Source organism: Methyloferula stellata AR4 (assembly GCF_000385335.1).
Lineage (GTDB): Bacteria > Pseudomonadota > Alphaproteobacteria > Rhizobiales > Beijerinckiaceae > Methyloferula > Methyloferula stellata.
In genome coordinates, this window is sequence record NZ_ARWA01000001.1 from 3172998 (window position 1) to 3197189 (window position 24192).

Genomic DNA, 24192 nt, shown 5'->3' on the forward strand with positions numbered 1-24192 from the left:
AGAGTTCCCAGCGGCGATGATGCCGATCATCATGCCATCGGTGCGTCCCCCATGCTGCCGCGTGGGTCGAGCGCGTCCTTGCGTTATCCATTGATGATCGAAAATCTGATAACCGAAAATCGTGCGCGATGATGTTCGCGATTTGCAACCGGATCGATTGAAGCGGCTCATAACCGAAGACATTCGCGACGCCTATTGGTTACAATATAGCGGCATATAGCCAAGTTACTGAACCTTTAAGCGGCAGAAAAATGCATTCTGCTCGTCTGCTGGTCGGCCGGTACGGCTCGATGCTTAACGTAAATGCAGAATGGATAAACCAGCGTAGTGTCAGAGATCGGCAACTTTATTGTTCCATTCTCGACAATAAAGTAATCCATTTCAGACAAAAACAAATTCGATTGACGGCTTTCGTCATTTTCGGTTTGGTTATGTAAAGTAACTATACCGTATGGTCCAAGAGTGTCGCGTAACCCTTTTCTTCCCAAGAGCCCAACCCGTTGGAAAAGCGGTGCGGCTAAAGGCACCTTCGGCATTCCTGCCTGGCCTGGCACGGCCGCCGCGGATGGACCACAGCCGGCCTCAGTCGGCATCACTCCTTATAAGAAGAGCGCGCGGGGGCGACCGCCGAAGAACCACGCTCTCGCTCTCACAAAGGTCGGTTCGATCGATACAAACGAAGTGCCAGTCTCGCGCGCGCATCCGCACGCTGGCAGGCTCAACTTTGCCTGGGGTCATTTCCTCCTTCAAAGCGGCGCGGGTTGGGGTTCGAGCCTCGACATGCTGGCCTTGGCGCATGGACCCGTTGGCTGCGGTGCGTTTGGCCAGAACTTTCGCATCAATCTGCCGGGCTTCGCACAAGGCATTGAGAGTTTCACAGCTCTGCATGCGTGTACGAATGTGACCAAATCTGATCTCGACAGTGGTGGCGATGCGAAACTCGAGAGATCGCTCGACGAAGCTCAGGAGCTTTTCCCGATGGCGCGTGGTGTCGCCATCCTGATCGAAGATCCGCTTACCTTTGTTGGCGCAAACATCCTGGGAATTACCAAAGCCAAGACGAAAGAATCGGGAAAGCTGGTCGTCTCGTCAACGTTTGGGCCAACGTCAACGGTCGTCGACGCCGAGGCGGCAGCCATAAGAGCCGCTGCAATTCATCAATCGGGCGCGCGCGCGACGTCCTATGACGTTGCAATACCCTTCAGGCGAGAAGCCGCCGCGAATGTCTGGCTGGTATCCAAGCTCCTGCGCGATATCGGCCTTAATCCGGTGCATGAATTTACCGGATCATCGACGAGCGATCTGGCAAGAATCCGTCAATGCAAACTGGTTTTAGGCTTTGCTCATAGGCATGATCTTCCGTTGGAATTCCTGCCCGGTTGCTCCGCGCAATTTTTACGGCGGTGGTTCGGCACGCCCCTCGTCTGGACCTGTTTTGGCGGCCCCTCCTCTACCGATGCCTCCCTGCGCGCGATCGCAGCGCATTTCGATTGGAAGATTAAGCGGCGCACCGAAATGGTCATCGCCGCCAATCGGAAAAAGGTTGATGCGCTTGTCGCCTATTACCGCCCCCGTTTGCAGGACAAGCTTGTCCTCGATCTCGATGGCGACCCCGAAACCTTGCTCGAATGTTATCGGCTTCTCGGCTTCAGAGTGGGCAACGAAAAAGGCTGGCCGGGCAAGACAGGCGTATGGCGAACGCCGCGCGTGTCTCTTGACCGGCGCCGGCCGAGCGAGAAAGCGGTCGACGCTTACATAGCGGAAGCCAAACCGGACTATGTGATCTATCCGAAGCGGGATGAGTTCGATTGGCGCAAACGCGGCTATGCCGCGCTTCCATTCTCTCCGTTCCTCGATCAGCAGATCAACGCGTTCTGGGGCTATGACGGCTTTGCATGTCTCGCAACCGCGCTCGACCGGCATTTGAACACGCCATGGCGCAAGCTCGTGAAACCGCCTTGGCCCGAAGAGAGCGGTTGATGCGTTAGTCCGCATCCTTCTTCCAACAATCAAATGATTCAAGGCCGCAGGTACCGCTGCGCGTCAATGACAGTTCACGTCCAAAAAAGCGTTCCACAAAGTGGAGCAACTCAAGCACTCGCATAACAAAAATAACGGCTGTGGGGGCCAGACCATGAAACAAAAATCTTTATACGATCCAAGAATCGGCCGATCTCCTCACGCGCGGAGCTTAACAAAAGGTCTTCATCGCCAAGCGCTCACCAGTTGTGCGTCGCTCCTAGCAATGATGGCAGCAATGGCATCTGCATATGCGCAACAAGCGACGACGCCTATTCCGGATGTATCGGTTAATGCGCCGGCGCCGGTTAAGAACGACGGCAGCGCGGCAGCCGGTTATCGCGTGGATGATTCAACGGCGACGGGCCCATTCTGGGGCGACTTGCCGCTGCAGGATGCGCCGTATTCGATTAACGTGATCCCGGCCGAGCAAATTCAAAATATGCAGGTTTACAGTCTGCAAGATGCCTTGAAATACGACCCCGATATTCAGTTCTCGAACAATAACCACAACGATGGCACGGCAAGCAGCTACAAAATCCGCGGCTTCTCATTGGGCGGAAATTATGGCCAAGGCGTCACCTTGGAAGGTCTGCAAAGCTCAATGGGCGTCAATCCGGCGTTGGAGGATAAGCAACAGATCGAAGTCCTCGACGGCGTCAACGGCTTTCTCTATGGCGTGCAGCAGGTCGGCGGCAATATCAACACGGTGCTAAAACGGCCGACCGCGGTGCCCTATTTCGCGATCGAAGGCGGCGATAATGCAGGCTCCAATGGCTATGGTCATTTGGATATCGGCGGGCCGCTCAAAGTGCCCGGACTTGATGAAAGCGTCTTCGGCTACCGCCTCAATCTCGTCGATCAAGCCGGCGGCACGAACCTAAAAAATCAAAGCCTCAAACGCAGTTTAGAAAGCGGCGCGATCGACATTCATCTGCCCGATGACATGCTCCTTCAATTCAACGCATCGCATAGCAACTACCATCTCTGGGGCCTGAATCAGCTCTTTCTCGGCGTTGGGAGTCCAAACGGAAATTATATTTCCATGCCTCCGCTCGATCCTTCGTCGTACATAACGGATCCCCAAGCGACATGGATGGAAGACAACATCACGGCCGGTACAAAATTCACCTGGAAGCTCAACGACACGTTTACGTTCCGGTCGGAATATCAGTATGGGCAAGACCAAGTTTACGGCAATGCGCATCCCTATAACAGCGTAACCAATCAGGCGACCGGCGCGATGACCGTGCTTGATCTCGCGGGCGCAGGGGAAAGCACCACCTACACGCATGCGGGATACGCGTTCCTCGATACGTCGTTCTCGACCTTCGACATCAACCACAAAGTTACGACGGGATTCAACGGAGACACTTATGAAGCCACAAGAGGGCCGCTCCAGAGCGCGAAGGTAACCGGTAGCGCAGGGCCTTTGTGCAATTACTACGCGCAATATCTCTGCAATTATGGCGCAATCCTGGCTACGCCTGTCGCACCACAAGCCAACGCAGGTCCGTTTTACTGGAGCTACGCCAAAAACTATATGATTGGCGACGAGCTTAAGATGTTTGGCGACAAGCTCATCGTCCTCGCGGGCGCGAATTACGCTCAGACCGGCACCTTTCAGCCTAAAGGCTATCAGTCGGCAGCGCTCACACCCGCGGTCGCAATTGTCTATAAGATTCTGCCTTGGCTTTCGACATATGCCAGCTTTCAGCAATCGCTGCAGGGAGGCGGCGTCGTCCCGGCGACCGACGGCTCCGGCCATGCCTTCACCAATGTCGGCGCGACGATTCCGCCTTACATGGGCACGCAGGTCGAAGTCGGCGTTAAGGCGACGGTCGGCACCAACCTCCTCGTCACCGCCGATGTTTTTCGAATCGACCAGCCAGCTATCTACACGCAATTAAACGGAGACGGGACGGCCACCGATGAGGTGGGCGGAAGTCAGCTCGACCAAGGCGTAGAGTTCAAAGTCACTGGCAAGCTTTGGGACGATCTCACGCTCGTCGGCGGCGCAACTCTGATGGATCCGCGGCTGAATTATGAACCTGCCGCACCTTATCAGCAGGGTGAACTGCCCGCATATGTATCGCCGCTCGAAGGCAAGCTCTACGCGGAATATAATATTCCCTATTTCGCTGAAGCACCTTGGGCGCACAATATCATTTTGACCGGCGGTCTCACCTACACTGGACCGTTCCATGCGAACGTCCCGTCTCAGACCTCGCAAATCGCAATAACCAAAATCAATGGATACACGACCGGGGATCTCGGCTTCCGCTACGTGACCAAACTCTACGATCACCAGCTTACGATGCGATTCACCTGCACCAATGTGACCAACCACGCCTATTGGGCTGAGTCTGGATATTGGGGTCAACCGCGCACCTATCTCGCCACCGCGGAGTTCAAGTGGTAATGGCGGCCACCCCTCGCGCAAGCGCAAGCCGGTTCATGCCGGCTCGCGCCTTTAAGGAGCTGACCTGGCTCGCGCCCTTCGTCTGCGTCGGGCTCATCACGCTTGCGCCTTTGCGTCCTCCGCCGGTCCTGCCGCCTTTCGCGCAAAGCCGCATCGTAACCGATGCAGAAGGTGTGAACGTTGCTGTTCCCACGCCGTTTCGCGCGATTGCCGATCACGGCGGTTCCAATTTCCTGGAGACGACGCATGCGCCGGAGATGCTGTTTAAAGGCGGCGGCGCCTGGGATCGCGACTTTTGGTTCGCCAGCGGACTTATGGCACGGATCTATCCTCAGGTCTTGAAGGACGCCGATCGATGGAATGCTCCCTCCGACCTCGAATCTCTCCTGGCTTATGAGGACAGCGCGACTTTTCTCTCGCCTTTCATGTTCGGCAATCGCGCAGAACCCTTGATGCGGCGCATTGGCCTCGCGGCTCTTTCACTGAGTTCGCATCCCAAAACGAAAGACGAGTCGATTTTTACTGCAATCCGTATTGAGGCCGAAGCCATGGCGAATGAAAGCCAAGGCGAGTCCTTCATCACGGGCTATCAGAAAGCCTATGCGGATTTGAAAAAGGACCTGCGGCCGGAAGCACTGACACATGTCCCGCGCGTCGTCGGCATGGGAAGTTCCGCCAGCGATTGGAGCCGTCTTTTTGTATTCGGGAGCAAGGAAACCCGGTTCCACCATCAGTATGAGCGCGCCGGAGTCGAAAACGCGACTGAGCCTTATGAGGATACCGGGCGTCAACAGGATGCCGAACGCATTCTGGCGATGAACCCGGATATCATTTTCCTGGTGCTGGAAAGCGTTCAAGACTTCCACCGTGACCCGCGTTGGCAAGGGCTAAAGGCGGTTCAAAACGATCGCGTCTATAATGGCCTTCGAAGCGTGAGAGGGAGCGTCGAGCCGTTGCATGGTCTCGACTTCCGTCCGCTCTGGGCGCGGTGGATGGCTGAGATCGCGCATCCAGACCGTCTCCAGCCAAAAGTCCGCGCACTGCTGCGCGATCATTTCAATGAAGCCTATGGATACGCGCTCAGCGACGCCGAGGTCGATGATCTGTTGCGCATCGACGAAAACAAAAACTCGGCCGGCTATGCAAGGTTCACTCGTGACAACATCAAAAGCACACGACAGGAGGCGACCCAATGACGGATATCACTCTTGCCGGTGGATCATTGACCGATGCGCGACAACCGAAAGACAGCGGCGCCAGGTTTGGCTGGCTTGTGCCGCTCCTTTTGGTGGTCGCTGTCTTCGCCGCGATCGTCGGCTCGCTCTGTATCGGCGCTTATCCGATGTCCTTCTGGCGGGCGGGCGAGATCGTCTTGCACCTCGTATGGCCTTTCCCCTTGCCGGACAATCCGTCCTGGAGCCTTAAGGAATTGACCGTCGTCGAGATCATCCGGCTGCCGCGCGTCCTGCTCGCGACGCTCGCCGGCATGGCGCTCGGCATGTCGGGGACCGCCTTGCAAGGCATGATGCGCAATCCGCTCGTCGGCCCCGACCTCGTCGGAGTCTCTTCGGGCGCGGCACTCGGCAGCGTGATGGCGATCCTGTTTGATTTGCCGCCGGCGGGCATCGTCGCGGTCGCCTTTTGCGGGGGCCTTGGTGCCATGGCCTGCACGTTCAGCCTCGCGAAACTCGCTCGAGGCAGCACCGACGGCGTCGCTCTCATCCTTGCCGGTATTTTCATCAGCGCTTTTTGCATGAGCTGCGTCGGGCTCGCACAATTCCTGGCAAACGACGCACAACTGCCAAACATGGTCGTCTGGCTGCTCGGCACATTCACGCGCGCAGATGAAAAGAGCGTCTGGATGATCGCCATTCCGACACTTGGCGGCGGCGCCGTGCTGATGCTTTTACGCTGGCGGTTCAATCTTCTTTCGCTCGGCGATCTCGATGCAGCCTCGCTCGGCATCAATGCTTGGTCCCTGCGTTGGTCGGCCATCGCCATTGTTTCCTTGATCATCGCTGCGCAAGTCTCGGTCAGCGGCGTCATCGGCTGGATCGGATTGGTCATTCCGCATTGCGCCCGCATGCTCGTCGGGCCGGACCACCGCCGTCTGCTGCCGGCCTCGGCATTACTCGGCGCACTCTTCACACTCGGCATCGACGATTTCACCCGGACGATCCTGCGCGCCGAAGTTCCGGTCGGCGTGATGACGGCTCTCATCGGCACACCGATCATCTGCTTTCTCTTTTGGAAGACGCAAACCAAAGGTTGGATCAGTGACTGAAGCTGTCATTTCGCAGACTCCATCGCCGCGCAGTGGTGTTCACTTCGGCTGGGCGATGCCCTTTCTATTGATCCTGGCTTTGCTCGGGGCCATCGCCGCATCTCTCTGCGTCGGCGCCTACCCCATGTCGTTTGGCCACGCCTTCGATATCCTGATCCATCTCGTTTGGCCCTTTCCTTGGAATCATGCCGATTGGGATCTCCGTGAACTAACCGTCATCGAGATCATTCGGCCGCCGCGAGTCCTTGTCGCAACTTTTGCCGGCATAGCGCTCGGCATGTCCGGCACTGCCTTGCAAGGCATGATGCGCAATCCGCTCGTTGGGCCGGATCTCGTCGGGGTGACGTCCGGAGCAGCCTTCGGCGGCGTCATGGCCATCATGCTCAATTTCCCGCCGGCCGGTCTGATCGCATTCGCTTTTTTTTGCGGGCTCCTTGCCATGGGCTGCACCTTCGGCCTTGCGAAACTCGTCCATGTCAAGAGCGACGGCATTCCACTGATCCTCGCCGGCTTTTTCGTCGGCGCCTTTTTTCTCGCAGGCGTCGGGCTCGTTCAGTTCCTGGAGCCGGTGAAATTGCCGGGGATCGTCTATTGGCTCCTCGGCACCTTTCGCGGTGCCGATCCTCAAAAAGTCTGGATGATCGGCGTTCCGACTTTGGTCGGAGGCACGGCGCTGATGCTCTTGCGCTGGCGGATCAATCTTCTTTCGCTTGGCGACCTCGATGCCGCTTCGCTTGGTATCGATGTCCGCTATTTGCGCTGGATGATCATCGCAATCGTATCATTGATGGTCGCGGCGCAAGTGTCGGTGAGCGGTATCGTCGGCTGGGTCGGGCTTGTCGTCCCGCATTGCGCCCGGATGCTCGTCGGCCCGGATCACCGCCGCCTGATGCCGACCTCCGCATTGCTCGGAGGCCTGTTCGTACTCGGGCTCGACGATCTCACGCGCTCGATCGTCAGCGCCGAACTTCCCGTCGGTGTGCTCACCGCTTTTTTCGGTACGCCGATCATCTGCTTCCTGTTCTGGAAGACTCAGTCGAAGGGGTGGAACAGCGACTGAGCCGACAGCCATTCGGGCACTTCTCGGGGTGCTTCGACCAAAATGTAAGACTTAAATCTGGGTATGGGGGACTATAATCATGATGAAGCGAATAATCTTTTCCGCGATCACGCTCGCATCCTTGGCGAGCAATGCGCGCGCTGCCGATCTTCCGAGCAGGATACCGCCTGCTCTGCCGCCGCCGCTGATTTTTACGTGGACTGGAGTCTATCTTGGTGGTCAGGTCGGCTATCAATGGACTGCGGATTCTTCGGGAGCAATTTACTCAACCGGAGGCGCCGCTTTGGCAGCACTGCAGCCGAACTTCAATCAAGCTGGCGTGATCGGCGGCGGCCATCTCGGCTATAATTGGCAAGTGAACCAATTTGTCCTGGGTGTCGAGGGCGATGTCGAAGGATCAACATTGCAAGGCAGCGGGCCCTATGCCAGCGGCGTTTATACACTCACCACAAACATAGACGTTCAAGGTTCCGTGCGAGGGCGCCTGGGCATCGCCTGGGATCGCCTTCTCCTCTATGCAACTGGAGGTGTCGCGTTCGCGCAGATCGAAAATAAATATTCGAACACGGCCACGGGTCTGGACGATTTGAAAGCCACGCGCACGGGCTGGACCGTCGGCGGCGGTGTCGAATATGCCTTCAAACCGAATTGGTCGGCCCGTATCGAATATCGTTACACGGATCTTGGCCGTTACACCGATCTGCTGATCAATTCATCCCAGGGCACGCTTGGCGATCGCCGGCATGAGACCGATGGCGCCGTACGGGTCGGAGTTAGCTATAAGTTCGACATGTTCACGCCGCCTCCGCCACGCGTCGCGAAATACTGATCGCGGGCGAATTGCAAACGCGCTGGCGCGGCTCGCTGCTTCGAGCGCTCGTATAGATGGCTCGCGCGGAAGACCTAGACATAAGGTTGGTTCCAAATGACTGAAAACGTGATTTCCTTCACTAATCTCGGGCATGCCTATCGGCCGGGAACCTGGGTCTTCCGCAATTATGCGGCAACAGTGAACAAGGGCGAGGTCTTTGCCTTGCTCGGACCGAACGGCCGGGGCAAGACGACGCTTCTGAAACTCTTGCTTGGGGCGCTCAAGCCCAGCGAAGGCGATCTCAGCGTCAAAGGGCATTTCGCCTTCGTCCCGCAGCTCTTTCAAGTCAGCTTCGATTATTCCTGTCTCGACATGGTTCTCATGGGCCGCGCCAAGAAGATCGGACTTTTCTCGCAGCCGGGCCAACAGGACGAAGAGGCGGCGCTTGAAGCGCTCGATCGTTTCGGCATGGCCGATTACGCACACCGGCCTTTCCATGAATTGTCCGGCGGTCAGCGCCAGCTCGTCATCTTCGCGCGCGCGCTTGTCGCGGAAGCCGATATTCTGATCCTCGATGAGCCGACATCGGCGCTCGATCTCAAAAATCAGGCGTTGATTCTGGATTGGATCGGCAGGCTATCGCGCAAAGAAAGCCTGACGATCATCATGACCACGCATCATCCGCACCATGCGCTGGCCGTGGCCGACCAGGCTTTGCTCATGCTAGGTCAAGCTAAACATATCGTCGGCGCCCCTTCTGAGGTTCTGACCGAGGAGAATCTTACGGCACTTTATGGCGTACCGATGAAGCGTGTCGGCTTCGAGCATGAAGGCCGCCGCGTCGAAACTCTGGCGCACGTCCTCCCGACGGTCGCCGCCGCCGAGGTCCGTCCGACGACGAATTGAACTCGGAAAAGATATTTCGTCCCTAACCCATCGAAGCCAGCAGCATGACGGACTCCTCATTGCGATCTGGCTGGCACGTTTTCCATGCGCTTTTGCCTTATCTCTGGCCGCGACACTGGCGCGCGCGCGGCATTATTCTGTTTGCCTTTCTTGCACTCGCCGCCAGCCGCTTCTTTGCGCTCGCCGGACCCTTTTTCTATAAGGATTCGGTCGATGCTTTGACGCCTTCTTCTTCTATTGGGCCGGCCGCCCTTCCCTTAGGATTGATACTCGCCTATGGCGGAGCACGCCTCGGCGTTCAGCTCACCAATTACGGCCGCGGCGTCTTTTTCGAAGCCTTTCTTCTGCGAACAGCGGACGATATCCGCATTCGCTTCTTCGGGCATCTGCATGCCTTATCTCTCAGCTTTCATCTCGAACGGCAGACCGGCAGCCTTACGGCCATGCTCGGACGCGGCGTCAACGGGATGCGTTACGTCCTCGAGAACATATTCTTCAATATAATACCCACGTTAATCGAGATCATTCTCGTCTGCATCATGCTGACGGCTCTTTACGACCTGTCCTATGCGGGACTCATCGTCCTGACCGTCCTTCTTTATGTCGCTTGCACACATTGGTTGACCGAGAGGCGCAACAGGCTTTTGCGCGCCTTCAATACAGCCAATGACCATGCAGACGCGGTGATGATGGATTCGCTGATAAATTTCGAGACAGTCAAATATTTCGTCAAGGAGCGGCATGAAATCGCACGCTTCGGGAAAGGCCGTTCAAACCTCCGCGATGTCTGGCTCCAACATATTCGCGCCTGGCAAAGCCTTGCATTGCTTCAGGGCCTCATCGTGACCTGCAGTTTGAGCCTCGCGATGATCATGGCGGCTCACGATGTCATCCAGAGCCATATGAAGCTTGGCGACTATATTCTGATCAATACCTATTTTTTACAGCTGTTCCTTCCGCTTGGCGCCTTGGGCACGGTCTATGTCGAGGCCAAACGCTCATTTGTCGATATGGAAGCGATGCTTGGACTTCTGGCTTTGGTACCGGAGGTTAGGGACGCCCCGGACGCAAAATACCTGGAAGTCGGCGCCGGCGAGATCTGTTTCGAGAACGTACGCTTTGCCTATGATCCTGCGCGCGAGATCCTGAAAGGCATTAGTTTTACCGTTCCTCCCGGAAAAAGGGTCGCGATCGTCGGTGCGACAGGCGCCGGTAAGAGCACGGTCGGGAAACTCCTGTTTCGGTTTTACGATCTCACAGGCGGGCGTATCCTCATCGACGGGCAAGATATCAGCGGCGTGACAAAGAGCTCTCTGCGCGCTGCAATCGGCGTCGTGCCGCAGGATACGGTGCTCTTCAACGACACGATCTATTACAATATCGCTTACGGATATGTCGGAAAGGGCGATGAGCCGGAACGCGCAGATGTCGAGCAAGCTGCAAAGCTCGCGCGCATCCATGATTTCATCATGACTCTTCCCCAAGGTTACGACACGAGGGTCGGCGAACGCGGCCTCAAACTGTCGGGCGGCGAAAAGCAGCGTGTTGCAATCGCCCGCACGATCCTCAAGGCACCGCGTATTTTTCTCTTCGACGAAGCAACCTCTGCCCTCGACAATAAGACAGAAGCGGAAATCCAATCCTGCCTTCGGAGCATCGCTGCGGATCGCACAACGCTTGTCATCGCCCATCGTCTGTCGACAATCGTCGACGCGGACGAGATCATCGTCCTTGAGCGGGGCGAGATCGTCGAACGCGGCCAGCACGATGTTTTACTCTCCTTGAATGGCCCCTACGCTCGCATGTGGCATCGCGAGGATGATGCATTCGACCCCTCAGCCCCGGCTCGATAAAAGACGTCCTCCAGCTTACGCCGCAGGCGCAAAACCTGGACGTCTATGCTCCGGTTAAGGACATCGCCATGCATATGCGTCGCCCGTAAAGGATGTTCGCGGAGAAGTGGTCGCTGAGGCGCATCGAGGAATGCATTCATCAAAGCATATTCGCCCTTGGTCAAAACCAAAGGGGGCGCCATTTGGATTGGTCAGATGCCGTCTATGTCGCTCAAGTCGCCAGCCACCAAATTGGAATCTGTCCCGTTTGTCTCCGCTGGGAAATCCCCGAGCCGACCGTGCCTCGCAGCGGTTCCGCCGGGCTGATCAAACTGTTGCATAAAAGCAATACCGTTAAGTATTTATACTACCTAATAAGTTCTATTTCATTGAAAACACTGGAGTTAAGCATTTTTGTCGCGCTTGACACTTGAGCTATTCCCTTCCGTATATTAAAAAATGTTAACCCCAGGGGCGTCGACCGCGCCGCTGCGTTGAGACTCAAATCCACATGCGCTCGTTTTGCTATGCGTTCTCCCTCTCGCAAAATAATGCCTTTTCCGAACACTTAGCTAGGCCACAGGCCGCCGGATCGGGTGCTCGACGGTCCTTCCGCTGTCCTCTCGCCACAACGACCGCGATTGCTGCTTTGTTGGCCGTGCATCCTGCGCTCGCAGGCCCGACCGGCGGTACTGTGGTCGCTGGCCAAGCCACGATCTCCCAATCGGGCGCGACAACCAACATCAATCAGTCGACCCAGAACACCATCATCAATTGGCAAACCTTCTCGATCGGCCGTCAGGAGACCGTGAACTTCTTCCAGCCGAATAGCATGTCGACGACGCTCAACCGCGTCACCGGCAATGAGCAAAGCGTGATCGCCGGCGCTCTCAATGCCAATGGCCGCGTCTTCATCGTCAATTCGGCCGGCATTCTCTTCACCAAAGGCGCGACGGTGAATGTCGGCGGCTTGGTCGCAAGTACGCTCGATATTTCCAACCAGGATTTCATGGCCGGGAATTATAATTTTTCCGGCAATACGACGGGCTCCTCCGCGACCCCGACAGGGTCCGTGATCAATAAGGGCAAGATCCACGTCGATCCGAACGGTTACGTCGCTTTGCTCGGCAAGACGGTCAAGAACGACGGCACGATCACCGCGAAGCTCGGTTCGGTGGTCATGGCGTCGGGCACCAAGCTCACGCTCAATTTCGAAGGCAATTCGCTGCTCGACGTCACGATCAGCGAAGGCGCCTTGAATGCGCTTGTCGCCAACAAGGGTGCGATCATCGCCGACGGCGGCACGGTGATCCTGACGGCGAAAGCCGCCGACGCGGTTCTGTCGGCGCAGGTCAACAATTCGGGCCTCATTCAGGCCCGCACCATGGATGCGCTGAAGGGCGGCGGCATAGGCACGGGCGTCCGGGTCGGGACGATCAAGCTTCTCGCCGATGGCGGCACGGTGAATGTGTCGGGCAAGCTCGATGCCTCGGCACCCAAGGGTGGCAATGGCGGCTTCATCGAGACCTCAGGCAATAGCGTGAAGATCGCGGACACGGCCGTCATCACAACCAAAGCCGCCAATGGTCAAAACGGCAATTGGTTGATCGACCCGGACGGATTCATCATTGGTCCGGTTAATACATATGGTCTTTTCGACATCTTTGGTCTTGGCGGCGACATCAGCGCAGCGACGCTGTCGGCGGAACTCAACAATGGCAATGTGACCATTCAATCGACCAGCGGCCACGGGGTCGACGGCAATGTTCTCGTCACCAGCGCCGTGAGCTGGTCGGCGAACACGACTCTGACGCTCGACGCCACGAATGCAATCAATATCAACGCACCGATCAGCGCGTCGGGCGCCAGCGCCGGACTTGTGCTGAATGCGGGAACCGATATCAACTTCGGCTCGGCCCTATCGATCAACAATCTGACCGCGAACGCCGGCAACAATATCAACGTCAACGCGCCGATCAGCGCGTCCGGCGCCAATGCCGCTCTGACTCTGAATGCCAACGCCGGTAGCATTTATATCAACAATGCCATTACCTTATCTGGCGCCGGCGCCTCGCTCGCCATGAGCTATCAGGGCAATTATTACATCCTCACCCCGGCGAGCTATGCGGGGACCGTGCTCAATTCCAGCGGCATCCCGGTCGCGAACACCGACACCAGCGGCGGCACCTATGGCAGCATTACGTTTAATGGCACAAGCACTAGCGGCCAGACCCTGACCGTCAATGGCACTCCCTACACGCTGATCTACAGCATGTCGGATTTGACAAAGATCGATGATGGCTCGACCGATAGAAATGGTTACAGTAACGGCAACGGCTATTACGCGCTGGCCAGCACGTTGAACGCGAACACGGCCAATGGCGCTTATACGGCCGCGACCGTGAACGCTGACGGCAGCACGACCTATTCCTACAGTAATGCGCTGGTCGAAAACCTGACCGGCACACTAGCCGGATTGGGTCAAACCATCAGCGGCCTGACGATATCCAACACATCCGCGCAAAATCTGGCCTTGATCGGCACCACGACGGCCGGAAGCCTCATTCGCGATATCGGCCTGCTCGACGTCAACATCAATGCGGGCACCAGCAATTACGCCGGCGCCCTGGTCGGCTCGAACCTCGCCAATATCAGCCAAGCCTACAGCACGGGAACAGTGACCGGCAACAACTCCGGGGGCCTGATCGGCTATAATGGCGTCTATCCAAACCCGGGAATCATCAATTCGATTTCCGACAGTTTCTCCACGGCCACTGTCAAAGGTTCGGGAACGGGCGGGTTGGTCGGACGCGCGCAATATCTCGATATCTATCGCTCCGATGCAACCGGTGCCGTGACGTCTCCGAGTGGAACCGCCGGCGGATTGATCGGCTACGCCGCCAATACCAGCGTTTATGACTCCTATGCGTCTGGTGATGTGACGGGAAGCAGCTCCTCGAGCGGCACCTATCTTGGCGGGCTGATTGGGAACGCTGCCACTGGCGTGATTCCCCAAATCATCCAGAATTCGTTTGCCTCCGGCGCTGTGACCGGCGCTTACAGCATCGGAGGATTGGTCGGCTACATATCCGCCTCCGCCAATTACACCATCTCAAACAGTCACGCCTCCGGCAAGGTGACCGGCTCCCAGGACGTGAGTCTTCCCACCATTCCGGGAATTGGCGGCCTGGTTGGGAGCGCCAAGACCTCCAGCAGCGCCTACACGATCAACATCTTGAACTCTTACGCCACCGGAGACGTGAGCGTTCCCGGGACTTACGGCTACAGCGTCGGAGGGCTGGTCGGGTCGCTGACCTATGGCTACGTGAGTAGGTCTTACGCCACAGGACAAGTGACCGGTGCCTCAAGCGGCACGGCAACCGGCGGCTTAATCGGCACCGCCACGACGAGCACCATCACAAATTCCTATGCCACCGGCGAAGTGAGCGGAAATCTGTCAGTCGGCGGATTGGTCGGGACCAACGCCGGCGGCAGCACGATCACCGACTCCTACGCCACCGGCAATGTGACCGGCGCAGGCAATAATATCGGCGGGCTGGTCGGAAGTAATTCTGCCAGCAGCATCACGGATTCATACGCGACTGGCAACGTCAATGGTACAGGCACCGGGTCTTGGACCGGCGGCTTGGTCGGAACCAACACGGGGACGATCACCAATTCCTACGCCACCGGTACCGTGACATCCGCTGTCGCCGGAATGGCGGGAGGGGTGGCCGGCGCCAATTTCAGGGCCGGCACCATCACCAACAGCTACTACAATTCCGATCTTAACAGTGGATTGGCTACGGTCGGCAATTATCCATACACCGGGACGATTCCTCCCGGCGCCGTCACCGGATCGCGCGGACTGACCAACGCGCAGTTCAAGGACATCACCTCCTACCAAAACGGTACCATCAACCAGGTGCTTGCCGATCGGGCCGCGACCGCGCAAGCCGCAGCCGCCGCCACGCAAGCCGCGCTTCAACAAGGCTCGGGCAGCGCGCAAGCGATCGGCACGACGAATACGCAGGCCTCGTTCGATACGCCGCCGAACCCGGCCATTTCGAAAGCCGGGACGCAGGCCGTTGCCGCGATCGCACCGGCGAAGCTCGAAGACAATTTCCCAAATCTGCCGCCCGCGACGACGCCGGTTCCGCGTGAGGACCGCAAGATCCGCCATGCTGCCAATAACACGGCCTCGCATCACGGCGGCGGCAGGGGCGGCGCGGCACTGCGCTCGATCGAAATCAACGGTCAGCGTTTCGACCTCGAGAAAAACCATTAGCAATGATCCCATCCAGAAGGTGTAGCGTTATGAAGTTTGGTCCATTCATTGCCTGTTGCGGCGCGCTTCAGGCAACGCTCCTCGCGGCGGATTCGGCCCAGGCGCAAACCGCGCCCGGTGGCGGGATCGGCAATGCCGTCCGTACCACCGAACAATCGCGGCAAGCCGCGCCGCAGCCAGCGGTCGGGGTGCCCGTACTGCCGCAACTGACGGAACCTCTACTCAGGCTGAAAGACAAAGAAACTTTGTTCGTCCGCCGTTTCGAATTCATCGGGCCGCCTGGTCTTGTCGACGAAGCCGCGGTGCAGGCGATCCTGGGACCCTACGAGAACCGCAAACTGACGCTCGCCCAGATCTACGCGGCGGCGGACGAGATTACGACGCTCTACCGCAACCAGGGCTATATGGTCGCCAAGGCCTATGTGCCGGCGCAGGACGCGCGTCGCGGCGTGCTAAAGATCAAGCTCATCCCCGGCCAGTTGGGGACCGTCACGGTCAATAATGCGTCGCTCGTCAGGACCGAGTTCCTGCAAGGCGTGATCGATCATGCGATCGCGGGCTCGACCTATATTCGCAAGGACGAACTCGAACGCGCCATGCTGCTCGTCAACGATCTGCCGGGTGCGGGCACACCGCACATCGCGATCGAGCCGGGCCGGCAGCCGGAGACATCGAATTTCCTGTTCGACGTGCCGGAGGGACGCCGCATCAACGGCTATCTCCTCGGCGACAATTATGGTTCGCCCTGGACCGGCCGCGACAGGCTGAGCGCCGGCCTCGATTTGAACTCGCCGCTCGGCTATGGCGACCGGCTGTCCGGCTATGGTATCGTCTCGGAAAAGACCCATCTCGCGAACGGCCGCATCGCCTATTCCTTTCCGCTCGGCTATGATGGGATACGCGGCGAAATCGCCGGCTTCCACACGACCTATACGCTCGGCGGCAAATTTGCCGGCCTCGATGCGACGGGCATCGCCAATGGCGGCAGCGCCACCGTCAGCTATGCGATCAAGCGCACGCGCGAAGACAGCATCTATGTGTCGGCGAACTTCACCTATAAGGGTCTCGACGACAAGACCGGCGGCGTCTCCTTCGCCAATCGCACGATCCCGCTCGGAACCTTGGCCGTGAGCCGCGACACGCTGGGATTTCTCCCCTTCACCGCCCTGCCGCTGACGACGAGCACCAGCCTCTCCTTCACCGCCGGCAATGTGAGCTTCACCGATCCCGCGCAACAGGCGGCGAATGTCGCCGGCGCCAACACGGCCGGCACTTATGAAAGAATCAACCTGAACTTTCTTGGGGTCCTAGCGCTCAACGAACAATGGTCGCTCTCGGGCAATCTCAAGGCTCAGGCCGCCTTGTCGCGAAACCTCGATACGAGCGAGCAGTTGACGCTGACGGGTTTCTGGGGCGTGCGCTCCTATGACGAAGGCCTCTCCACCGACAGCGGTTTCGTCGCGACGCCAGAGCTGAAATATGCGCTTCCGAACATCTACAACTATCACCATGCACTCGGTCTCTTCACCGATGTCGGCGGCGGCTGGCTTTACAACGGCGCCTACACGACCACGCAAAAGACCTTTACCGAGTTGAACGATTTCGGTCTCGGCTATTACGCGACCTATGAATATTCGCCCGGGCGCGCGTTGCTCGTGAAGGCTCAGGTCGCCCACACTTATGGCTCCGAAAACGGCGCGGACCTTTACGACAGGAAGACCAAGGGACTGGTTCAAGTCGGCATGACGTTCTAGTTCGCGTGAGGCCTCGCCTCTTCTCCCGTAAGCGGGACAGGAAGTCTCTTAAAGGTTTGGACAAAGTTTAATGCAGATCGAATGGCTTTCGGCCGGAATCGACTTCGGCATCATCGGACTTCTGATCGCACTCAATGTGATCGTCGTCGCCATTGGCCTCGAGCGCGCCTTCTTCTATCGCGGCGTCAAGCCTGAGAGCTTCAAAAGCATCAAGGCGCTTGAGCTCACCTTGACCAAGCGGCTGGTGGTGATCGCTTCGATTGCCTCCAACGCGCCCTATATCGGTCTGCTCGGCACGGTACTCGGGATCATGCTGACGTTTTATAATATCGGCCTCGACGCTTCGGCGGATGTCGGCAAGATCATGATCGGGCTTGCGCTCGCCTTGAAGGCGACGGCGGCGGGGCTTGTCGTGGCGCTGATATCGGTCGTCGCCTATAACATGCTCCTGCGCAAGGCCAAGGTGCTCTTGCTCGAATGGGAGATCGCCCGTGGATGAGCAGCCGATCGCGACGCTGAATGTCATTCCTTTCGTCGACATCATGCTGGTGCTGCTCACCATGGTGCTGACCACCGCGAATTTCATTCAGACCGGCCGTATTCCGATCGCCCTGCCCCAGGCCTCGCACATGCAGGTCGAAAAGCATCAGGACAAAACGATCGAACTCGCTGCCAGCGGCGACATTTATTTCGACGGCGCGGCGGTCTCGAAGGAGGAATTCGAGACTAGGCTCGCGACGCTGCCGCCGGACACGTCCTTTTTGATCCGCGCCGACCGCAACCTTACCTTCCAGGGCTTCATCGATGTCGCCGACATCCTCAAACGGTTGAACTTCAACAAAGTCGCCGTGCAAACCAAAAGCGCCTCCAAATAGAAGCCTGCACCTGCCATGTCGGACGAACCGATCAAGAGAAAGTTGAAGTTCACGATCTTTCACGGCTTCGTGGCGTCGGTCCTCATCCATTCGGCGGTTGCTCTGCCTTTCGTCACGCATAGTCTAGATATGCAGCCAGACGACGAACCGGAGCTGCTCGTCGTCGAATTGCAGGGCCCCGTCGCGGACGAACAGACCGACCAGAAGGTTCTTCAGGAAACGAAAGGTCAAACACCAAAGGAGGAGACAAAACCGGACGATCCCAAGCCGACGCCGCCGGAGCCGGTAAAGGCCGCGGCTTCCGAAGATCAGCCGAAGGATATTGTCGAAAACGACAAGGAGCCGGGGTTGCCGCCGCCGACACCGCCGGAGCCGACGCCAACTCCGCCCATGCCCCAAGCCGATCCGACACCACCCAAGACCGAACAGAAGACGGCGAGCCCCGGCGCCAACAATGTCCAAGGCGCCGAGCAGCAGCAGAAGCCCCAAACGATCAAGACGGATCCAGATGAAGCCGAGCGCCTCAAAGCCTATAGCAGACTGATTTCGAAAAAGGTCCGGGCCAATCTCTTCGACCATCCGGAACGAAAAAGCGCGACCGTGACTTTCACCATTCTGAGCAACGGCCAGATCCGTCCGGACAGCCTGAAGATTGTCGAGAGCAGCGGCCTCGCAAGTCTCGACGCTAGCGCACTAAAGACCGTGCACGCGTGCCTGCCCTTTCCGCCGCCGCCGATGGAGGAAATGCCTGTCAAACTGTTCATTGACTTCGGCCGAAAGTGATGACGGCTGCCGCAATCGCCGGCGGTCAGTCGCGGGCCGTGTTTGAGCTTCCAGCCAAGCCCGCATGCTCAAAAAGTGTCATCGACCGCAATGGGTGCGTGCGTCACGACAAAGGCCAGAGCTCCGGCTATGGTAACCGTCAATAAAAAGGCGAGCCAGGTGCGCGAAGAAGAAATATCACCAGCATCTGCCGCACTACTGCGCCGTTTGCGGCCGGTGAACATGGCCCGCACGAGATCGGACTGATCGAATATACGATGCGCGACAACGGCCAGGACATGCACGGCGATCGCCGCGGCAATCCAATAGAACGAATGACGATGCAGGGACGTAAGCCGCAGGCTCATGTCTTTGGTGACATAGCCTGCCAGCGGACCGATGTTGAAAATGTCGTCATTGCCGAAGAGGCCGGTCACGGCTTGCACGCCGAGTCCAATTAGAAGAAAGACCACCATCCACGCGCCCAAGGGATTATGCCCGAGGTGGCTGGAGGCCCGGCCACGAACGAGCCTTACCGCATAGTGCAAAGTCGCGACGGGACCGCGCAGAAAGTTATGAAATTGTGCGTGATAGGTGCCAACAAATCCCCAAAGGAGTCGAAACGACACCAGCACGATTACGGTATATCCGAACCAGATGTGATATTTGAAATAGCTGACGCCCAGCCGGTTTGTGACGAAGGCACCCACGAACGCCACGACAAGCGTCCAATGGAACAGGCGGACAGGCAGATCCCACACCTTGCTCTGTCCGGCTGCGGGCGTTTCTACCCGCTGCCCATCGAACGCGTCGACTTCGGTGTAATGGTCGCTGACCGTCATGAACGCGCGTCCTATTTGAGCCTGTAATCGTCATGGCAGGCTTTGCAGTCCTGGCCGACTGCGGCCGCTGCGGTTTTGAAAGCCTCCGTGGCCCCTTTCTCAGTCTCATTCACCTTCTGCAAAGCCAGAACATGGGTCTGAAAATTCTTTTCCTTCTTTTCGAAGTCGGCGTGATTGGTCCAGATATCCGCTTTGGCTTTGGTCTCCGGATCGCCCAGATTGGAATTTTCGGGAAAAGCCTCGTCGAGCAATCCTGAGAGGAAGACAACGCGATCGATGCTCTTTTGGATGGTGGCAGCGTCATATTGCGTGCTGCCTTTTAAGACGTTTCCAATCGGCTTGAAACTCGCGCCGATCAATTTGTAAACGGCCTTGCGTTCATCGACGGCTTGCCTCGCCGCGTTCAGTCCGCCCGCGGGCGGCGTTTGAGAATTGGCCGATAGGATAAAGCCAGTCGATAGAAGCAATGTGGCGCCGAGAATCCCCGCGCAACGCGCGCGCATCGATATTTCACGCATACTTTCTATGTCCCCCGATTTTTATTCAGACACCGGCGCCGGTGAGCCCGGTGCCGGATCATTGTGAATTGCGATCTATGGTGTGACGGCTTGAGGCGCCGGGGCTTGAACCGGCGCCTTGGACACGGATCCAGGAGATTCCGAGACGAGCGCGACCTTGGTGTAACCGGCCGAGTTGATGAGACCCATGATCTCGATGACCTTGCCGTAGGAGATGTTCTTGTCGCCGCGTACATGGATGCGACGTTCCTTGCTATCGGCGCTTTCGCCGAGCACGGAAATGAGTTCGTCCGGCGCGACTTCGCGCTGATCGACGAAATATTTGCCGTCCCCGTCGATGCTGACGGCGATGGGTTGCTTCTGATCGACGAGAGGCTTCGTTTGCGCTTTCGGCAGATCGACCGGTACACCGGTTGCCATCAAAGGCGCAGCCACCATGAAGACGATTAGAAGCACCAGCATGACATCGACAAGCGGCGTGACGTTCATGTCGCTCATCGGTGCCGCGCCGAAGTCGCTATCGTTCTTACGCAGCGCGAAGGCCATTGCGGTCTCCCTTCTTGGAAAGCTGGCGAGACAATTCGACTTCGAACACGCCGATGAAGGCCTGAAGGCGCTTGCCGTAACGGCCGATCTCATTGCCGATGCGATTGTAGAAGACGACGGCGGGAATCGCCGCGACGAGGCCCAGCGCCGTTGCGAATAAGGCTTCGGCGATACCCGGCGCGACAACGGCGAGACTCGTATTGTTCGATGCCGCTATGCCTTGGAACGAGGTCATGATGCCCCAGACGGTTCCGAACAATCCGACGAAGGGAGCGACAGCGCCGATCGTCGCCAAGCCGGGCAAGCGGCTCTGCAAATGTTCGAGCGCATCGACGCACGCAAGTTGTCCGACCCGATGCACGCGCTCTTGAAGACTGTCACGCTGCGCCTCGGAATGGACGAGATCGGCGGAGCGGCTGTGCTCCTCGACCATGGCCGTGTAGACGCTGACGAAAGGGTCAGTCGCGGACACCGTTCCAAAACTCTCGGCGACGGAAGCGACCGGTAGGCCCGCTTGAACGCTGGCAATCAGTTTGCCGGCGCGTTTCTGCAGAATGCGCAGCCGGATCAGCTTGTCGAAAATAACCACCCAGCCCCAGGCCGAGGCCAAGACCAGGATAACCATCACGGCCTTAACGACAGTATCGGCTTGCAGGAACAATTCGACCGGTGACAAGCCGTGTGATGCGACCGCTACTGTCGCAGCGTCAATGGATTCCGCCATCGAGAACTCTCCTATAAAAATGGTTAGGGATGATTGTCGGCACTCAGCTCATCGGAAGACGATGGCGCCGGTCAGCGAGGCATTGCGTGTCATGCCGGTAGCGGGAAACGAGGCGCGCGCCAAAGCCTGCGTCGCGGCCGTATCGAAGGCCGGATTTCCCGATGGCGTAATGCTCTGCGAGACCACCGCACCTGAGGGCGAGATCACGATGCGATAGCCGACGCGGCCGGACTGATGCGCAGCCAATGCCGCGCGCGGCACGACAGCTGCCGCGGCCGCGGCGATGCGGGCATGAACCTGATTGGCATAGCCCGAAGCAATCGCATTCGGCGGGACTTTGGCCGGAGCCTGCGCTGTCGACGGCCCAGCAGCGTGCTGCACTGGCGCCGGCTTATGCTCGACGACCTTCGGCTTAGGCTGCGGCACGGGTTTCGGCTTCGGCGGTTCGACCGGCGCGACCGCAGGTTCTTCTGCGACCGGAGGCGGCGGCGCCATCTCCGGCTCAGGCGGTTGCGGCGTTTCTTCAGCGACAGGCGGCGGTGGCGGCTCAGGGAGAGGCGCCGGCTGTTCTTCGGGAGCGGCCGGCGGCAGCATCACCAATTCCACCGCATCTTCTTCGACCGGCGGAGTGGGCCGTGCCGAATAGAAGGCCAAACCCGTCAATGCGAGGGCATAGACCGCGACCGCGGCAGCTTGAACCGCATAGGAGGGTTTCGGACGCGGTTGCAGCAGAAGCGTTTGCGCTCCGGTTTGCAGGACTGAAACCGGCGTTTCAAACTCATCGAAACCAAAGCTTTGAAGTGCGAGAGCTGAGCTCATATAAGCGACGCCTTTTTCCGAAGAGATCCGTCGGGAGGTTCGTCTATTAATCTATATTTCTAGTAGTTTAATGGTCAACTGATTTCTGACGTAGACGCTTTACAATCCATGCGACAAATGGGATCGGTCTGCGGTTTTGGCGCGAACGCCTTGGTTTTCAGGCGGTAAGGCCTCTTCGTTAAATTGCCGATTCCGCTATTCTCACCTATATTTCTAGCGATGCGATCTGAGCGGACGCGATGGCGGCGTAAGGCCCCGCGTGATCGGCTGCGCGCAGGCAGCGCCCGGCATGGACTGAGATGTTATCGAACAAAGGGAAATACGGACTGAAGGCGCTGATCCATCTGGCGAAGTTCGAGGGCCCCTGTCTTGCCGCGGAAATCGCGGCGCAGAATCAAATTCCCCGCAAATTTCTCGATGCCATACTGCTCGAACTCAAGAACGCGGGCATATTAAGCAGCAAGAAGGGCAAAGGAGGCGGCTATAATCTGGCGCGCCCGGCCGACAAGATCACCGCAGGTCAGATCATCCGGATCCTGGACGGCTCGCTTGCGCCGATCGCCTGTGCGAGTCGCACGGCTTACCGCAAATGCATTGACTGTCCGGACGAGGATGCCTGCGCCGTCCGCGATATTATGCTCGATGTGCGCGAAGCCATGGCGCTCATTTTGGACCGCACCAGCATCGCCGCCATGAGCACGCGCGGCAGACGCGAACACCAGCTTTTAAGATAAGCGGGCCGCCGGCATCCGATAGAGGTATCGCCGGACCGCCTGCCTCAAACGCTCTGCCTTACAAAAGGCTCATGTGTGGCCTTGTCGCACTTGACCGTGCGCGATCGATGCGCCTTAATTTAAAGTACATAAACTTTATGAAATAACTTATGAAATAGAGGCCGTGACCAGAAATCGCCCGAAAGAAAAGGCTAGTGGATTGTCTTCATTGGGTGATTTCGGGTGGACTCTCGGAGACCGGTTGCGCGCGTTGCTGCATATGCAGGGGCGTTCGCTTGAGACATTCGCCACATTTTCCGGACTCGGCAAAAAGAAACTCGAAGGGCTCGCGATGGGAGAAATTGTGCCGACACTCAATCACGTCTGGAAGATTGCAAATGCGCTTGGGGTTCCATTTGGAAGCCTGGTCTCGGCGCAAAACAAACGCGATGAGGTTGTGCTGCGGAAGGCGGCGAAACAAGTCATAACATCGAGCGACGGAGGTTTCACATCGCGCGCGCTGTTGCCGCATGATAGCCGGCGCCACGTCGAATTCTATGAATTGACGATCGCGCCCGAGCATTTGGCGCAATCGGAAGCGCATGGCGCCGGCACGCTCGAAAGTATCATCATTGTGCGCGGACAGGTCGAAATCACCGCGGGCAAAGAGCCGACGCAACTTTTGGAAGAAGGCGACGCCATGATCTTCGAAGGCGACGTCCCGCATAGCTATCGGAATCTCGGAACGTCGGAGGCCCTGCTCTACCTTGTGATGTCTTACATCGACATCGCGGAGCATTGAGCGGACGCTTGGGCTTCATTCGCTCACGTCGATCGCCTGCTGGTTCGATGGATTTCTGTTCCACCTGCGAACGCCTGCGCAGGAACCGTTTCTATTCTCCCGAACGGCTGTGACATATTTGCAAAGGCTCTTTCCCTTATGCGACCTGCGACCGCGTATTAATTGACAAAAATGATAGGATTTAGCGACAACTAGGATCGGAGATCAAGCGGTGT

Annotated in this window: 20 protein-coding genes and 1 pseudogene; 15 read left to right on the plus strand and 6 right to left on the minus strand. The window is 57.9% G+C overall.

All coding sequences use genetic code 11. From position 1 onward, the window contains the following. Positions 1 to 462: 462 nt before the first annotated feature. From A3OQ_RS0115665 to A3OQ_RS22705, 8 genes are all read left to right on the plus strand, one after another. On the plus strand, positions 463 to 1980 hold the full coding sequence (locus A3OQ_RS0115665) for a nitrogenase component 1 (protein ID WP_020176356.1): 1518 nt from the start codon (positions 463 to 465) through the stop codon (positions 1978 to 1980). 277 nt (positions 1981 to 2257) lie between these two features. Beyond that, complete coding sequence (locus A3OQ_RS0115670) at positions 2258 to 4441, plus strand: TonB-dependent siderophore receptor (protein WP_020176357.1); 2184 nt, start codon at positions 2258 to 2260, stop codon at positions 4439 to 4441. Then, on the plus strand, positions 4441 to 5637 hold the full coding sequence (locus tag A3OQ_RS0115675) for an ABC transporter substrate-binding protein (RefSeq protein ID WP_020176358.1): 1197 nt from the start codon (positions 4441 to 4443) through the stop codon (positions 5635 to 5637). The genes A3OQ_RS0115670 and A3OQ_RS0115675 overlap by 1 nt, the downstream gene beginning before the upstream one ends. After that, positions 5634 to 6725, plus strand: a complete 1092-nt coding sequence (locus A3OQ_RS0115680) for a FecCD family ABC transporter permease (RefSeq protein ID WP_020176359.1) — start codon at positions 5634 to 5636, stop codon at positions 6723 to 6725. Before A3OQ_RS0115675 ends, A3OQ_RS0115680 begins: the two co-directional genes overlap by 4 nt. After that, positions 6718 to 7785 carry a FecCD family ABC transporter permease gene (locus A3OQ_RS0115685; protein ID WP_020176360.1) on the plus strand — a complete coding sequence of 356 codons (1068 nt, stop codon included), beginning with the start codon at positions 6718 to 6720 and terminating at the stop codon, positions 7783 to 7785. The genes A3OQ_RS0115680 and A3OQ_RS0115685 overlap by 8 nt, the downstream gene beginning before the upstream one ends. A 79-nt stretch (positions 7786 to 7864) precedes the next feature. After that, positions 7865 to 8614 (plus strand): outer membrane protein, encoded by a 750-nt coding sequence (locus tag A3OQ_RS0115690; protein WP_020176361.1) that lies wholly within the window; start codon positions 7865 to 7867, stop codon positions 8612 to 8614. Between the two features lie 96 nt (positions 8615 to 8710). Next, positions 8711 to 9502: an ABC transporter ATP-binding protein gene (locus A3OQ_RS0115695; RefSeq protein WP_020176362.1), complete on the plus strand. Its 792-nt coding sequence runs from the start codon at positions 8711 to 8713 to the stop codon at positions 9500 to 9502. A 44-nt stretch (positions 9503 to 9546) separates the two neighbouring features. After that, positions 9547 to 11355 carry an ABCB family ABC transporter ATP-binding protein/permease gene (locus A3OQ_RS22705; RefSeq protein ID WP_020176363.1) on the plus strand — a complete coding sequence of 603 codons (1809 nt, stop codon included), beginning with the start codon at positions 9547 to 9549 and terminating at the stop codon, positions 11353 to 11355. Between the two features lie 8 nt (positions 11356 to 11363). Here A3OQ_RS22705 and A3OQ_RS24125 read toward each other — a convergent pair. Continuing rightward, positions 11364 to 11595, minus strand: a pseudogene (locus tag A3OQ_RS24125) (winged helix-turn-helix domain-containing protein); the annotation flags it as partial. Positions 11596 to 11992: 397 nt separating this feature from the next. On the opposite strand from A3OQ_RS24125, the gene A3OQ_RS22710 reads away from it, so the two are divergent. The 5 genes from A3OQ_RS22710 to A3OQ_RS0115730 all read left to right on the plus strand — a co-directional run bounded on the left by A3OQ_RS22710 (position 11993) and on the right by A3OQ_RS0115730 (position 19034). Beyond that, positions 11993 to 15622, plus strand: coding sequence for a beta strand repeat-containing protein (locus A3OQ_RS22710; RefSeq protein ID WP_244427320.1), 3630 nt, complete (start codon positions 11993 to 11995; stop codon positions 15620 to 15622). Between the two features lie 29 nt (positions 15623 to 15651). Continuing rightward, entirely contained in the window at positions 15652 to 17376 is a 1725-nt protein-coding gene (locus A3OQ_RS0115715; RefSeq protein ID WP_020176366.1) for a ShlB/FhaC/HecB family hemolysin secretion/activation protein, read from the plus strand. 70 nt (positions 17377 to 17446) lie between these two features. Beyond that, positions 17447 to 17875, plus strand: a complete 429-nt coding sequence (exbB, locus tag A3OQ_RS0115720) for a TonB-system energizer ExbB (protein WP_020176367.1) — start codon at positions 17447 to 17449, stop codon at positions 17873 to 17875. Beyond that, positions 17868 to 18251: an ExbD/TolR family protein gene (locus A3OQ_RS0115725; protein WP_020176368.1), complete on the plus strand. Its 384-nt coding sequence runs from the start codon at positions 17868 to 17870 to the stop codon at positions 18249 to 18251. Before exbB ends, A3OQ_RS0115725 begins: the two co-directional genes overlap by 8 nt. 15 nt (positions 18252 to 18266) lie before the next feature. Next, positions 18267 to 19034, plus strand: a complete 768-nt coding sequence (locus tag A3OQ_RS0115730; RefSeq protein ID WP_020176369.1) for an energy transducer TonB family protein — start codon at positions 18267 to 18269, stop codon at positions 19032 to 19034. Between the two features lie 68 nt (positions 19035 to 19102). On the opposite strand, the gene A3OQ_RS0115735 is transcribed toward A3OQ_RS0115730, so the two are convergent. From A3OQ_RS0115735 to A3OQ_RS0115755, 5 genes are all read right to left on the minus strand, one after another. Next, positions 19103 to 19855: a cytochrome b/b6 domain-containing protein gene (locus A3OQ_RS0115735; protein ID WP_020176370.1), complete on the minus strand. Its 753-nt coding sequence runs from the start codon at positions 19853 to 19855 to the stop codon at positions 19103 to 19105. 11 nt (positions 19856 to 19866) lie between these two features. Then, the gene (locus A3OQ_RS0115740) at positions 19867 to 20373 is read right to left on the minus strand and encodes a c-type cytochrome (protein ID WP_026595880.1); all 507 of its coding nucleotides are present in this window, start codon (positions 20371 to 20373) and stop codon (positions 19867 to 19869) included. Positions 20374 to 20448: 75 nt separating this feature from the next. Further along, entirely contained in the window at positions 20449 to 20919 is a 471-nt protein-coding gene (gene tolR, locus A3OQ_RS0115745; RefSeq protein ID WP_020176372.1) for a protein TolR, read from the minus strand. Then, positions 20900 to 21643 (minus strand): MotA/TolQ/ExbB proton channel family protein, encoded by a 744-nt coding sequence (locus A3OQ_RS0115750; RefSeq protein ID WP_020176373.1) that lies wholly within the window; start codon positions 21641 to 21643, stop codon positions 20900 to 20902. Before A3OQ_RS0115750 ends, tolR begins: the two co-directional genes overlap by 20 nt. Before the next feature lie 48 nt (positions 21644 to 21691). After that, positions 21692 to 22462: an energy transducer TonB gene (locus A3OQ_RS0115755; RefSeq protein ID WP_020176374.1), complete on the minus strand. Its 771-nt coding sequence runs from the start codon at positions 22460 to 22462 to the stop codon at positions 21692 to 21694. Positions 22463 to 22761: 299 nt separating this feature from the next. On the opposite strand from A3OQ_RS0115755, the gene A3OQ_RS0115760 reads away from it, so the two are divergent. After that, positions 22762 to 23196, plus strand: a complete 435-nt coding sequence (locus tag A3OQ_RS0115760) for an RrF2 family transcriptional regulator (protein WP_020176375.1) — start codon at positions 22762 to 22764, stop codon at positions 23194 to 23196. Between the two features lie 208 nt (positions 23197 to 23404). Further along, positions 23405 to 23977, plus strand: a complete 573-nt coding sequence (locus tag A3OQ_RS0115765; protein ID WP_244427166.1) for a helix-turn-helix domain-containing protein — start codon at positions 23405 to 23407, stop codon at positions 23975 to 23977. The last annotated feature ends 215 nt before the right edge of the window (positions 23978 to 24192 follow it).